Here is a 13,315-nt window from a genome sequence, read left to right on the forward strand (position 1 = left end):
GGCCTTCGCTGTCCAGCCAACTTTCCCCGCTGCCGGGTCGCGATACTCGCTGCCGTGACCGTCTCGTCCTCAGCTTCCGTCCCCGCGCCTCCGGATCGTCTCGTCCTCGCCGATCTGCCCTCCCGTGCCGATCGGCTCTTCCGCCGCGTCACGAGCGGGGCCGGGCTTTCGGTGCTCGCACTCTTGATCGTGATCGGCTTTTTCCTCGTCTACCGGTCCGTTCCCGCGTTCGAGGCCAGCGGTTTCGGCTTCTTCACCACGATCCAGTTCGACCCGGCGTCCGGGCACTTCGGCGTGCTCGGCCTGCTGTACGGCACGGTGGTGGTCGCGCTGATCGCGGTCGCCGTCGCGGTGCCGTTCTCCGTGCTGGCCGCGTTGTTCATCAGCGACTACGCGAGTCCGCGGGTGCGCGGGTTCCTGACCGGACTGGTCGACCTGCTCGCCGCGATTCCCAGTTTGCTCTACGGGCTCTGGGGATTCAGCTTCCTGCGCCCGTACATCACCCCGTTGTCGCAGTGGCTGACCGGCAATCTCGGCTGGTTCCCGTTGTTCGAGACGAAACCGGGCGCGGTGCTGTTCAATTCGATGTTCGTCGCGGGGCTCGTGGTGTCGCTGATGGTCATCCCGATCACGACGTCGGTCATCCGCGAGGTGTTCACCCAGACCCCGCCTGGCGAAAAGGAAGCGGCGCTCGCGCTGGGCAGCACGCGCTGGGGCATGGTGCGGACCGTCGTGCTGCCGTTCGGCCGCGGCGGGATCGTCGGCGGCTCGATGCTCGGGCTCGGCCGCGCGCTCGGCGAGACGATCGCGGTTTCCCTTCTGCTGCCCCAGGTTCCGGAGTTGACGACGCATCTGCTGGAGTTCGGCGGCGCGACCATCTCCGGGTTCGTCGCCAACAACGCCGGGCAGTCCGGGCCCGCGCTGAGCGGGTTGATGGCGGCCGGGCTGGTGTTGTTCGCGTTCACGCTGGCGACGAACTTCACCGCGTCGGTGATCATTTCCCGCAGCCGTTCCGGAGCGGGGGTCGACGCGTGACCGCCACCGAGATTCGCGTCGAGCAAGCGCGTCCGGCCCCGGTGCGCCGCCGGACGTCCGCGACCACCCCGCAGGACCGGCTCGTGGCGCTCGGCTGTGCGGTGTCGGCGACGCTGCTGACCTGGTTCGTGATGCACCAGCTGCTGGTGTCGCCGGGCTGGCTCGCCGACCTCGTCGTGGCGTATCTGCTGTACCTCGGCATGCTCTACCTCGTCACCCGCGACCGGCTCGGCCGGCTCGCCGCGGTCGACAAACTGGTGTCCGCGGTCGTGGTGAGCGGCGCGGTCGGCCTGCTGATCCCGTTGCTGTTCCTGCTCGGCTACATCGTCGTCAAGGGCGTGCCAAGCCTGCGGCTGGCCTTCTTCGGGCACGACATGTCCGCCGTCGCGCCGACCGATCCGGCGACGGCGACCGGCGGCCTGCACGCGATCGTCGGCACGTTGGAACAGACGGCGCTCGCGCTCGTGTTCGTCGTTCCCCTCGGCGTGCTCACCGCGGTGTTCCTGAACGAAACGCGGTCGCGGTTCCGCCGTCCGGTGCGGATTTTCGTCGACGCCATGAGCGGTTTGCCGTCGGTGGTCGCCGGGCTTTTCGTCTACGCGGCGCTGATTCTGCCGCCCGCGCAGCTCGGTTTCTCGGGGTTCATGGCGACGCTCGCGTTGACGATGATCATGCTGCCCACCGTCACCCGCACCGTCGACGTCGTGCTCCGCCTGGTGCCGGACGGCCTGCGCGAGGCGTCACTCGCCCTTGGCGCCAGCCGCGCCCGCACGGTCTGGTCGGTGGTGCTGCCGACCGCGCGCACCGGGGTGAGCACCGCGATCATCCTCGGCATCGCACGAGTGGTCGGGGAAACCGCGCCGCTGCTGTTCACGTCCTTCGGCACGCTTTCGATGAACTACAACCCGTTCAGCGAGCCGCAGGAAAGCTTGCCCCGCTTCGTTTACCGCTACATCAAGGAACCGCTCGCCTCGGCGCAGGAACGCGGGTACATCGGCGCGCTGGTGCTGATCCTGCTGATCTTCGCGCTGTTCGCCCTGACCCGGCTGATCGGCCGCACACGCTGGTCGGCGCGCCGCACGAAACCCAGGAGTGCCCGGTGACCAAAACTCTCGAAGCACGCGAACCCGTCCGGGTGCTCGGCGGGCCGCCCCCGGGCGCGGCGACGCTGGAGGCGCGCGGCGTGCACGCCTGGTTCGGCGACCGGCTCGTGCTCGAGGACGTCACCCTCGCGATGCCCGCCAACGAGGTGACCGCGCTGATCGGCCCGTCCGGCTGCGGCAAATCGACGTTCCTGCGCATCCTCAACCGGATGCACGAACTGGTCGCCGCGGCGAGCCTGGCCGGGGAGGTCCTGCTGGACGGCGACGACATCTACGCCGAGGGCACCCGCGCGCAGCACGCCAGGCTGCGGATCGGGATGGTGTTCCAGAAGCCCAACCCGTTCCCGGCGATGTCCATTCGCGACAACGTCCTCGCCGGGCTCAAGCTCGCCGGCGTCAAATGCGCGGACAAGGACGGGCTGGTCGAGCAAAGCCTCGAGCGGGCCGGGCTGTGGCGCGAGGTCCGGGACCGGCTGAACTCCCCCGGCGGCGCGCTGTCCGGCGGGCAGCAGCAGCGGCTGTGCATCGCGCGCTCGCTCGCGGTGCAGCCGAACGTGCTGCTGATGGACGAGCCGTGCTCAGCCCTCGACCCGACGTCCACGCGGCGGATCGAGCAGACGATCGTGGAAATCTCCGACGAGGTGACCGTCGTCATCGTCACGCACAACATGCAGCAGGCGCAACGGGTTTCGCACCATTGTGCGTTCTTCCTCGCCGGAGAGAACGAGCCCGGCCGAGTGGTCGAGCACGGGTCGACTGAGCAGATCTTCGAGAATCCGGAAGACAGCCGCACGCACGATTACGTGCACGGCCGTTTCGGCTGAACTGGGGAGTTTCTTGATGCATCGCACGAGACGGCTCGGCCTCGGCGGCGCGGCGGCGCTGCTGGCTTGCCAGGTTTTGCTCGCTCCCGCCGCGGAGGCGTTCAGCCAGGTCAACGGATCCGGGTCCACCTACGTCGGACTCGCGATGAGCGACTGGCAGAACGGCGCCAATTCGCGCGGCATCCCGGTCAATTACAGCGCACTCGGCTCCCCCGCCGGAGTCAATCAATACGGCGACCACACCGTCGACTTCGCCGGCACCGAAGCCGAAGTCAGCTCGCTGGAGGCGGCCGGGGGCGGCGGTGCGACCGCGAAACAGCGCGGGTACCAATATGTTCCGGACGTCGCGGGCGCGGTGGCGGTGATGTACAACGTCACCGACGCCGGCGGACGCCGGGTCGACACCCTCCATCTGACCCGCGATGTGGTCGCCCGCATCTTCGCGCGGCAGATCACGCGCTGGAGCGATCCGGCGATCAGCGCGACGAACGGCGGCTTCGCCCTGCCGGATCAGCCGATCACCCTGGTGGGCCGCAGCGGACAGTCCGGCACCACAGCGTTGTTCTACGACTTCGTGGCGCACGTCGCGCCCGGACCGTACGGCGCCTTCATCGCCCGGAATGTCGACAAGGGGATCGGCCCGCTGCCGTCCGGGGTCCGGCCGATCCAACTGCCCACCCGCGGTCCGGACGCGGACTTTTACCGGCTGTTCGCCGACTCCGACCAGATCGCGCAGACCCTGGCGAACGGCAGCGTCCCGTTTTCCATCGGGTATGACGAGTTCGGGTATGCGAAGAAGTACAACGCGCCGACCGCGTGGGTGGAAAACCAGGCCGGAAAGTACACGCTGCCGTACGCGGCCAATATCGCGGCAGCACTGACCAAAGCCAACCTGCGACCAGACCTCAGCCAGGAACTGTCCGGGGTCTACGCCAATCCGGATCCGTCCGCTTACCCCATTTCGGCTTACTCGTATCTGATGACGCCATGCGGAGCCGGCCGGGACACCTGCAAGGGCGGGTATCCGGACGGAGCCAAGGCGGACACCATGACCGCGTTCATCGAGCATGTCGCTTGCGACGGGCAGATCAACATGGCGCGAATCGGGTATTCACCGCTGCCGCCGAACTTGTCGCAGGAGATGATGAACGCCAATGCCCGGCTCACCGGGCGGCCGGCCAAGCAGCTCAATGCCGGCAACTGCGCCAATCCGACGTTCCAAGGCGGCCTCGGAGCCGGGGCTACCGCACCGCAAGATCCCTTCGCCGCCATGGGCGGAGTGGACGCGCTGACCCACCCCGGGAATGGTGGCGGCCCCAAGGCTGGCGCGAAGGAAGGCCCCAAGTCTTCAGCCGGTGCGCAGGCGTCGAATGGGCCAGGAGCGTCGTCTTCGAACGGGCCGGATGCGTCGGAGGCGAATAGCGGATCGCGGGATTGGCGCAATGCCGAACCCGCCGCATACCAAGGCAGCGGTCTCGGCGGATTCGGCGCATGGGCGGCACTGGTGTTGTTCGCGGCGATCTGCGTCCCGTTGGTGGTGCGCGGAATTGTCCGACGGTTGCGGCGGACCGAATAGCGCGGATTCAGGTGCCAGTCCACGGAGGAGCCGAGCCCCAACCCCAACGGGGCACCGGCTGGTCGGCCGCCGGCCCGGCGTCCGGGGCGGAGAACACCACCGCGAGCCTGCTGCCCCATTCCAAGTATCCCGCGAGCGCGGCGCGGAACTCCGGGTCGGCAGGCAGCCCGACCTCGTCCGCGGTGGCCAGCAGCAGCGAAACCCACCGGCGCCGCTGCGGCTCGGTGATCGCCCGGCCGGCGTGCCTGGAGATCATGTGCGCGTGCCCGCCGTGCCGGCCGGTGTACGCGGCCGGGCCGCCGAATACCTCGCCGAGCCAGATCGCCACGTGCGCGGGGTGCTCGGGGCTCATCCCGGCGAACACCTCGGCGAGCAGGTCGTCCGCGGGCACCTTCGCGTAGAACGCCTCGGTCAGCTTGGCGAGCGCCGCCGCTCCGCCTGCCCATTCGTAGAGCGTCGGCACCGCGCCGCCGGAACCGGCCACCTCGGTGCGCTCGTAATGCCGCATCTCCTCGATCTGCTCGACATAGGGCCGGATCTCGGCGAAGAACGCGGCGAAATGCGGTCCGCCGCGAAAGCCCTGGAGGTGGGCCTCGGCGGAAGTCCAGACGATGCGCAGGACGTAGCTGCCCGGCTCGTCGACGGCGTGCGAGAGTTCGTAGTCGTGACACTGTTCCGCCGCGGCGAGCGACCGGGCCGCGCGTCGATAGGCGGCTTCGAAGTCCGCGCGGCCGCCGTCCGGGACGCGGTACCGGATGTACTCGATGATCACCGGACCACCCAAGCACGCACCGGGCCGGCCGCCTAGTACGCACTTGCCGGTGCGTAGCCGCGGCGGGCGATGATGGAGGGATGAAAGCGCGCTACTCCTGTGCGGTCGAACTGGCCGTCGACGTCATGGGCGGGAAGTGGAAGCCGGTGATCCTGGCGCGGCTCAAGGAAGGCCCGCACCGTTACGGCCAGCTGCGCCGGGCCATTCCGTCGATCACCGAGAAGATGCTCACCGAGCAGCTGCGCGAGCTGGCCGCGGCCGGACTGGTGGACCGGACCGAGGTCGACGGCCGGGTGCCGACGGTCGAGTACCGGCTGACCCCGGAAGGCGACGAGCTGCGCCCGGCGCTGACCGCGTTGTACGAATGGGGCAGCCGATATGCCGAACGCAACGGCATCTCGGTCGGCAGTTCATGACTGGAGAATGTCAGCCAATACCGCCGCTTCGCTGATGTCGCTGCGTTTAGTCGCGGTCAGCAACGTCAACGGACCCTCCTTGGCCAGCGCACGCAACTGGTCCAGCGCTTCCGCGCGCTCCGGCTCTTCCAGTTCCGACCGGTACCGTTCGGCGAATTCGTCGTAGCGGTCCGGGTCGTGGGAGTACCACTTGCGCAGTTCCGTCGACGGGGAGATCTGCTTCAGCCAGTCGTCCAGATGGGCGCGGTCCTTGCGCAGCCCGCGCGGCCACAGGCGGTCGACCAGGACCCGTGCGCCGTCGGCGGATTCCGGGGCGTCGTAGACCCGGCGGACCTGGACTCGGCGTTTGCTCATCGGGACAGCGGCTCCTTCCGGTGTCGGGGGCTCCCGTCTCCGCCCAGCGTCCGCCGGTCGCCGCCGCGGTGCAAACGAAGGGGGTATAACCCCAGGGTATGGAACTGCGTCAGCTGCGGTACTTCGTCGCCGTGTTCACCGAGGGGTCGATCAGCCGGGCGGCCGGGTTGCTGGTGATGTCGCAGCCCGCGCTGACCCGGCAGATCCGGGTGCTCGAACGCGAACTCGGGACGCCGCTGTTCGACCGGGTGCCGACTGGCGTGCAGGCGACGGTCGCCGGGCGGGCGTTGCACGAGCACGCGCGGCAACTGCTGCGGCTCGCGGACGCGACACGGGAGGTCACGCGGTCCGCGGCTCCGGTCAAGGAACAGGTCGAGATCGCGTTGCCGCCGGGGATTCCGCAGGACTGGGTGCTCGCGGCGCTGGCGGAGATCCGCCGTCAGGTGCCGGACGCCGCACTGTCGTTTTTGGACGCCAGCAGCACCGAGCAGCTGCGGATGCTCAGCGAGGGACGCATCGACATCGGGCTGGTCCACCAGAACCCGCCGTCGACGCTGCACGGGCGGCTGTTGTTCGAGCATCCGTTCGGCGTCGCGGTCCGGCCTGGTCACGAGCTTTTCGGGCGGGCGAAGTGCCGGTTGCGGGATCTCGACGACGTCCGGGTGCTGGCCCACTCGCGCGCGCAGGTCCCGGCCGGGCACGACCAGATGCTCGCCGCGGCGCACGGGCTCGGCGTGTCGCCGAACTGGCGGCTCGCACGGTTCAACGAGAACGCGCTGGCCTGCGCGGAGGCGGTCGAGGCGGACGCGGTGCTGCTCAGCAGGCCCAGCGCGAACCGGATGCTGCCGGGCTGGTTCTGGAGCGAACTGGTCGAGCCGAGCGTCCCGCTGACGACCTGGGCGGCATGCCAGCCGCAGACCCGGCGGATCGTCGGTGCGGTCATGGAGGCGCTGGCCGAGTTTTAGCATTGCACCGTTACGCAACACCGTATTACTATCCTGGCGTGAGCCCGAGACAACGCGACACCGCGCTTCGCGAGAGCCTTCTGGCGACGGCCGCCCAGGTGCTGGCCGAAGAAGGCGGCCCGGCCTTGTCGACCCGGCGGCTGGCCCGCGAACTTGGCGTGTCGACGACAGCGGTGTACACGTATTTCGGCAGCGTCGAACAGCTGCGCCGGGAGGTGCGGCTGGAGGGCTTCCGCCGGCTCGAAGAGACGATGGACCCGCCCGTCGAAGACCCGGTGGCGGCCCTCGCCGGCGCGGCGGCGGCGTTTTTCCGGTTCGGGATGGCCGAACCGCACCTGTACCGGGCGATGTTCGTCGACCGTCCGCTGGACGACGACCGCGCGGGCGAGGCGTGTTTCTTGCTGCTGCGGAAGATTTTCGCCAGGGCCGTGGAGACCGGCCGGTTTCCCGGGGTGTCCGCGGAGCAAACGGAGATGGGCGCTGCCCAGCTGTGGAGCACACAGCACGGGCTGGCGACGATGGTGCTCAGCGGCGCGTTGCCGGAGGCCGCGGGGCGAGCGGCGCTGGCGGATCTGGTGGTGCGGCTGGCGATCGGGTACGGCGACGATCCGGCCCACGCGGCCAGGTCAGTGTCGGGAGCGATGAAATGAGATGGCGTTTTCCTGGCAGCGAAGCGAATCGCGCGGCGCTGCGGTCCGGCGAGGGGCGACCCGCCGGGAGCCGCCGGCCGCGGATCGACACGCCTGCCGGGATCGTGCTGTCCGCGATCCCCTCGGCGGTTCTCGCGCCGCTCAACGCTTTCGCCGGCACGGGAATCGCTGTCGGCGCCGCAGCCGTCCTCGCCGCTGTGCTCGCGGCGGTCCGGATCCGGCGCGGGGATCCGAAGGGGCCGGCGTTCGGCGGCCTGGCCGGCGTCGGCATCGCCGGGGTCATCGCCTGGCAGACCGGCTCGGGCGGCGGGCTTTTCCTGCCCGACCTCGCCTGGTACCTGCTGGCCGCGCTGGTGCTGACCGGGTCGGTCCTCGTCCGGCGGCCGCTCGTCGGGATCGGCTGGGCGGCGGTCGGGCGCGGCGGGACCGGCCGCGCCGCCCGCCGCCGGTTCGCGGTCGCGACCGTGCTCCTCGCCGCGGGCTTCCTCGTCCGGGCGGCCGTGACCGGGCTGCTCAGCCTCGACCCGGGCAACGCCTGGCTGGTCGCGGCGAAAGTCGCGACCGGACTGCCGGGCACGCTGGCCGGGCTGGCGGTCCTCGCCTGGGCGCGGCCCCGTCCGGGAGCCCGGCCGGACCGGGCTCCCGGACAGGTCCGGGTCAGCCGGTGGCCAGCACCTTCAGCCGGTCGATGCCCGCGCTGAAGTAGTCCTGGTCGAGCGGCGTCGAGGTGTACTGCCAGAAGGTGTAGAAACCCCAGTTGTAGGGCAGCGCACCCGGCGACGACGAGTACGCCGCCACCCACAGCGGGTTGGTCGAGCTGAAGTCGCCCTTGTTGCCGGTGCACTGGGTCCACCAGCTGGTGGCCGTGTAGATCACCGGCCAGCGCGACGTCTTCGCGTGGTACTCGTCGCTGAAGGCCTTGATCCACGACACCATCGCGGACTGGCTCAGCCCGTAGCAGGCGGAGCTGGGCCCCCATTCGATGTCGAGCGTGCCGGGCAGGGTCTTGCCGTCCTTCGACCAGCCGCCGCCGTGCGCGACGAAGTAGTCGGCCTGCGCCGCGCCGCCGGACAGATCGGGCCGGCCGTAGTGGTACGCGCCGCGGATCATGCCGACGTTGTACGAGCCGTTGTACTGCTGGGTGAAGTCCGGGTTCTGGTAGCCGGTGCCCTCGGTCGCCTTCACGTAGGCGAACCGCTTGCCCTGGTTCCAATAGGACTGCCAGTCGACCGCGCCCTGGTAGCTGCTCACGTCGATGCCCGCCGTGGTGGTCTCGACCGACGCGGGCGCGACCGCCGTGCCGCCGGGCTCGTGCGCCCGGATGGAGGCGCCCATCTGATGGTTGTCCGGAGTCTCGGTCGAAGTGCTCGCGGCTGCGGCAGGTGCAGCCGAGGCGTTCGACGCGGTCGCCACGAGCAGGGCGGCAGCCGCGGCGAGCACCGCACCGGTCAGGCGGCGGCGCGCCCTCCCGGCGGGTCCCCAGTGGTGAGTCGTCATGACAGGTCCTTTCGGATGCCCTCGCGACGTGCCACCCGATCAGGTGGCACGAGGACCTGATTCTGTTACTAAATGTGATGCACTGTCACTGCTCCAAGTGAACTAATTTCCACTTGACCGGACAACGGGAAAGACATTCTCAGTAGGCCGTTGCGGTCGAGTTCCGGGAAAACGCCGCCGGCCGGCCGCCGCCGCCTTACTCTCCTCGGCCATGTCGAAACCTCGAAGAACCCGGACGCTCCTCCGGCTCCTGGCCGTCCTCCTGTCCCTGGCCGCGACCGGCACTGGCACCGCGGAAGCAGGCGAACCGACTCTGCTGCACTTCAACCACGGCTACGGCGTCCTCGACCGCGAGACCGCCGACGCCATCGAGCATTCGTCCTACCTCAAGGACTTCGCGAACTTCCAGGTCCGCACCACCACCGGCGCGGGCGGCGAAAAGTGGACCGGCCGCTACCTGATGGGCCGGGAAACCTACGTGGAACTCTTCGGTGTCGGCGACGTCCCCGGCAAGGACGGCGACCTCGGTTCGGCGGGCCTGGGAGTCTCGGTCGAACACACCGGCCAACTGTCCACAGTGGTCCAGCGCCTGCACGACGCCGGCATCGCGAACCCGCTGGAATTCCTGCAGACCCGGGACTTCGGCGACGGCAAGCCGGTCCCGTGGTTCAACGGAGTCTTCACCACCGACCAGTACGACACCTTCGGCGCCTGGGGCATGGAGTACCGCGAGGAGTACTTCGCCGACCCGCGCAGCAACACCGGCCCGGCCCAATACCCCGGCGACATCAGCCGCAACCGCTACCTGCCGGACGACTACCGCGACCACCAGATGCGCGACGTCACCGGCATCCGCCTGGGCATCACCGCACGCGACCTGGCCAACACCCTGCCCCTGCTGCGCGCCGGAGGAATGACCGTACGTCAGTTCCCCACCGGCGCCCTCGCCTCAGACGGCATGACCACCATCCGCTTCGACACGGTCCCCGCAGACCAAGTCGGCCTGCGACAACTCGACTTCGCCCTGAACTCCCCCACCGGAACGAAGCACGTCGAACGCCTAGGCCACTCCACCCTTACCGTCGGCCCAGGCGCCCACGCCCGCTGGACCTTCACCATCCGCACCTGACCAAGTCTGTAAGGGACCCCCGCCGCGCATGCGCCCCCAATGTGGCGTTAGGTGCATCCCACGCACCGAACGCCACATTGGGTGCATCTGACGCACCCAATGCCACATTGGGGCGCTAGCCCCGCCCACCTACGACACCGCAGCCGGTGCACCCAACCATCGAGGCACCCAGCCCCTCCCCCAACCCCGATACAAAGCCGCCCTGCGGTTCGGGGGTGCTTGTCAAGGCATCTTTCCCGCCTTGACAAGCACCCCCGAACCGTCAGCACAATGGACTAACGGGGTGCCCCACGCAACCCAAGACCGGGCCGATGTCGCCGCCAGGCGACGAGCAGTCACCCCTCCCCGTCCTCCCCAGACCGCAACACCGCCAACTCAGTCCGCCCCCGAATCCCCAACTTCGCGTATATCCGCGTCAAGTGATACTGCACAGTCTTCACCGACAAGAACAACTCCGCAGCCACCTCCCGATTCGACTGCCCCCGAGCCACCATCCGCGCCACCGCCTCCTCCTGGGGCGTCAAAGAATCCGCCCCGCCCCGCGGCAAATGCACGCCCCCAGCCCGCAACTCCCGTTCACACCGAGCCACATAAGCAACCGCCCCCATGGAAGCGAACCCATCCCGAGCAGCGACCAGCTGCGTATCCGCCCGAGCCCGCCGCCCCAGCCTCCGCAACGTCTGTCCATAAGCGAACGCGATCCGAGCTTGGTCGTACCGCAACGGCAACGCCCCGATCATCTCCAGCGCAGCGTCAAACGCCGCCACCGCACCCACATGATCATTCCGCGCCCCCAGCAACCGTCCGCGCGCAGCAGCGAGACGAGCCCGCGCCGAAGCATGCTCCCGTTTCCCGGCAGCCCGCTCATGCGGAGCCAAAAAGGCATCCGCCTCCTCCGGCCGTCCGCTAAGGACCAAGGCATGCGCGTACAGATCATGCCAGGGCCAATGCCCCGGCTCGTCCACCGAAGTCGGCAACGACAACCGCGTCAAGGGATGCAACGCCCGCAACACCCCGGCGGAATCCGCGGCGGCCTCAGCGACCTGCGCCCGCGCCAGCAACGCAGGAACCCGCATGATCTCGTAATCCTGCGGCCCGGAAGCACAAGCCAGCAACGCCTCCTCCGCCCGCCCTTGGTCCCCGCGCAACGCGTGCACCGCGGCGGAGGTCCACCGCAGCAACGGCGCGGTGATCACAATCCCCGTCCGGTCCACCAAGACGAGCGCTTCCCGGACCACCCGCAACGCGTCGTCCCACTCCCCGCTCAGGAACAACGTCCGCGCCAGCCAAGCCTGCGCCCACAAGGAAATCCGCGCCGAACCGCCCAGATAACTAGTGGGCACAGCGCTTTCCAGATCCACCCGGGCGTCGTCGATCCGATCCGTGAGCAGGTTCAGCCATCCCCGTGCCATCACGATTCGCTGCGCCTGCGCGCCATGCCGGATCCGCTCGGCCAGTTGCCCGTAATCCCGCCGAGCCTGCTTGGCCCGCCCGGACGCGGCAAGCCCCAGCCCCCGGATCGCCGCCGCCTCCACCGCGGCCGGGGTCTCCGGTACAGCTAGTTCAAGAGCCCGGTCCGCCCACCGCACGAGATCCTCCGCGGAGTACCGGCACAGCGCGTCCAGCACATACCGCTGACATATCAACGCGGCCGTCTCCGGATCCCGCGCGGCGTTGACGATATCCCAAGCCCGGCTCAACCGTCCGCCAGCTTCAGCAGCCCGACCGCGCACCACTGCGAGATAGCCCAGCACCGCGTCCCGCAACGGCGTCTCGCGCACACTCTCGACTTCCGGAGCAAGCGCAGCCGCCCGAAACACATCGCCGGCACCGATCAACGCATCGACCGCGCGGGTGATCCGCGCCTGACGCAGCTCGGCGTCCTCAGTGAGCCGCCCAGCGTCGTTGAGCAGCACCGCAGCCGTCCCCCACGCCCCCGCCGCGGCCCGCTCGACCGCCAACGCGTCAAGCCGATCCGCGACGCCCGCGTCCGGCACCGGACTGGCCGCCACCAGCAACCGCAAACTCCGCGCCGGATCCTCGACCAGCTCCGCCGCCCTCCGCTGCAGCTTCGACCGCCGCTGCGGCCCCAGCCCCGCGAGCACAGCCGCCCGGACCATCGGATCCGGCGGCCCCACCTCCGCGAGCCCGCGCGGCGCGAGTTCGACCAACCGCGCCGCGCACGCCTCGTCCAGCACCGGCAACGGATCCCCGTCGAGATCGGCCAGCGACGCCGCCGACCGCACCGCCGCACCAGCGCCCAGCACCGCAACCGCCGCGACAAACCGTTCCGCCGCGGGGGAAAGCCTCGAGATGCGTTCGCGGACCGAAGCGGCAACCGCGGCCGGTGCGGGAAGATTCGGATCGAACCCGGCCCAGGTGGCCCGGGGCACCTCAGTCAGCAGCTGCACCACATACCGCGGCCGGCCAAGAGTGTGGCGGCACAGCCGTTCGGCCATCGTCGGATGCAAGGCGATGCCGCGCGCCGAGGCCAGTTCGGACACTTCCGCGGCGTCCAGCGGCGGCACGCGCACCTCGTCGCCGGACATCCGGGCGAGCAGCTCCAGAACGTCCGCGCGAGCGCGAGAATCGCCGGTCGCGACAGTGAGCAGCACCGTCGCCCGCGCCGCCGGATGGTGCCGCAGCAGTGACGACAGTGTCCGCACGGAGTCCACATCGGCCAGTTGCGCGTCGTCGATCACCAGCAACGTCCCCGGCACCAGCTCCGCCGCGATCCGTCCCGCGAGCGGCAGCGGGCCGCCGTCGGCCGACAACTCCGGGAACAGCTGCCGCAGCACGGCGAACGCGCTGTCGCTTTCCCATTCGGCCGCGGTCGCCCGGAGCACCGGCCCGGGGAACGCGTCGGCGGCGCGGCGCGCCAGCGTGGTGCGCCCGCATCCGGCGGGACCGCACAGCAGCACCGCGCGTCCCGCCAGGGACAGCAGGCCGGCCAGCTCCTCCGCCGCTGTCGTCACGGTCCTCCCCGCTTCGCCG

General features: G+C 69.7%; 13 protein-coding genes. 9 read left to right on the forward strand and 4 right to left on the reverse strand.

Annotation, left to right across the window (positions count from 1 at the left end):
* Positions 1-54: 54 nt before the first annotated feature.
* The 4 genes from pstC to L3Q65_RS19640 are packed head-to-tail and all read left to right on the forward strand — an operon-like array spanning position 55 to position 4,538.
* Positions 55-1,035, forward strand: a complete 981-nt coding sequence (gene pstC / locus L3Q65_RS19625) for a phosphate ABC transporter permease subunit PstC (protein WP_182893272.1) — start codon at positions 55-57, stop codon at positions 1,033-1,035.
* Complete coding sequence (gene pstA / locus L3Q65_RS19630) at positions 1,032-2,138, forward strand: phosphate ABC transporter permease PstA (protein ID WP_237600499.1); 1,107 nt, start codon at positions 1,032-1,034, stop codon at positions 2,136-2,138. Before pstC ends, pstA begins: the two co-directional genes overlap by 4 nt.
* A gap of 32 nt (positions 2,139-2,170) precedes the next feature.
* The gene (locus L3Q65_RS19635; RefSeq protein ID WP_370648214.1) at positions 2,171-2,962 is read left to right on the forward strand and encodes a phosphate ABC transporter ATP-binding protein; all 792 of its coding nucleotides are present in this window, start codon (positions 2,171-2,173) and stop codon (positions 2,960-2,962) included.
* A 16-nt stretch (positions 2,963-2,978) separates the two neighbouring features.
* Positions 2,979-4,538 carry a substrate-binding domain-containing protein gene (locus L3Q65_RS19640; protein ID WP_237600500.1) on the forward strand — a complete coding sequence of 520 codons (1,560 nt, stop codon included), beginning with the start codon at positions 2,979-2,981 and terminating at the stop codon, positions 4,536-4,538.
* 7 nt (positions 4,539-4,545) lie between these two features.
* Here L3Q65_RS19640 and L3Q65_RS19645 read toward each other — a convergent pair whose 3' ends face one another.
* On the reverse strand, positions 4,546-5,310 hold the full coding sequence (locus L3Q65_RS19645; RefSeq protein WP_237600501.1) for a group II truncated hemoglobin: 765 nt from the start codon (positions 5,308-5,310) through the stop codon (positions 4,546-4,548).
* Between the two features lie 80 nt (positions 5,311-5,390).
* Between L3Q65_RS19645 and L3Q65_RS19650 the strand changes: the two genes are divergently transcribed.
* Complete coding sequence (locus L3Q65_RS19650; protein WP_182893277.1) at positions 5,391-5,726, forward strand: helix-turn-helix domain-containing protein; 336 nt, start codon at positions 5,391-5,393, stop codon at positions 5,724-5,726.
* On the opposite strand, the gene L3Q65_RS19655 is transcribed toward L3Q65_RS19650, so the two are convergent.
* Positions 5,721-6,080 carry a DUF488 domain-containing protein gene (locus tag L3Q65_RS19655; RefSeq protein ID WP_182893278.1) on the reverse strand — a complete coding sequence of 120 codons (360 nt, stop codon included), beginning with the start codon at positions 6,078-6,080 and terminating at the stop codon, positions 5,721-5,723. The two genes, L3Q65_RS19650 and L3Q65_RS19655, sit on opposite strands and share 6 nt — an antisense overlap.
* Before the next feature lie 98 nt (positions 6,081-6,178).
* Between L3Q65_RS19655 and L3Q65_RS19660 the strand changes: the two genes are divergently transcribed.
* Genes L3Q65_RS19660 through L3Q65_RS19670 form a run of 3 tightly spaced genes read left to right on the forward strand, consistent with a single transcriptional unit; the run spans position 6,179 to position 8,396 of the window.
* A complete protein-coding gene (locus L3Q65_RS19660; protein ID WP_182893279.1) occupies positions 6,179-7,045 on the forward strand; it encodes a LysR family transcriptional regulator in 867 nt (288 codons plus the stop codon).
* 38 nt (positions 7,046-7,083) lie between these two features.
* Positions 7,084-7,695: a TetR/AcrR family transcriptional regulator gene (locus tag L3Q65_RS19665; protein ID WP_237600502.1), complete on the forward strand. Its 612-nt coding sequence runs from the start codon at positions 7,084-7,086 to the stop codon at positions 7,693-7,695.
* A complete protein-coding gene (locus L3Q65_RS19670; RefSeq protein ID WP_237600503.1) occupies positions 7,692-8,396 on the forward strand; it encodes a DUF3159 domain-containing protein in 705 nt (234 codons plus the stop codon). The genes L3Q65_RS19665 and L3Q65_RS19670 overlap by 4 nt, the downstream gene beginning before the upstream one ends.
* Here L3Q65_RS19670 and L3Q65_RS19675 read toward each other — a convergent pair.
* On the reverse strand, positions 8,353-9,192 hold the full coding sequence (locus tag L3Q65_RS19675) for a GH25 family lysozyme (RefSeq protein ID WP_237600504.1): 840 nt from the start codon (positions 9,190-9,192) through the stop codon (positions 8,353-8,355). The two genes, L3Q65_RS19670 and L3Q65_RS19675, sit on opposite strands and share 44 nt — an antisense overlap.
* A gap of 211 nt (positions 9,193-9,403) precedes the next feature.
* On the opposite strand from L3Q65_RS19675, the gene L3Q65_RS19680 reads away from it, so the two are divergent.
* The gene (locus L3Q65_RS19680) at positions 9,404-10,321 is read left to right on the forward strand and encodes a DUF5829 family protein (RefSeq protein WP_237600505.1); all 918 of its coding nucleotides are present in this window, start codon (positions 9,404-9,406) and stop codon (positions 10,319-10,321) included.
* A 335-nt stretch (positions 10,322-10,656) separates the two neighbouring features.
* On the opposite strand, the gene L3Q65_RS19685 is transcribed toward L3Q65_RS19680, so the two are convergent.
* Complete coding sequence (locus L3Q65_RS19685) at positions 10,657-13,296, reverse strand: LuxR C-terminal-related transcriptional regulator (protein ID WP_237600506.1); 2,640 nt, start codon at positions 13,294-13,296, stop codon at positions 10,657-10,659.
* Between the last annotated feature and the right edge of the window lie 19 nt (positions 13,297-13,315).

This window comes from Amycolatopsis sp. FU40 (assembly GCF_021903635.1).
Taxonomy (GTDB): domain Bacteria; phylum Actinomycetota; class Actinomycetes; order Mycobacteriales; family Pseudonocardiaceae; genus Amycolatopsis; species Amycolatopsis dendrobii.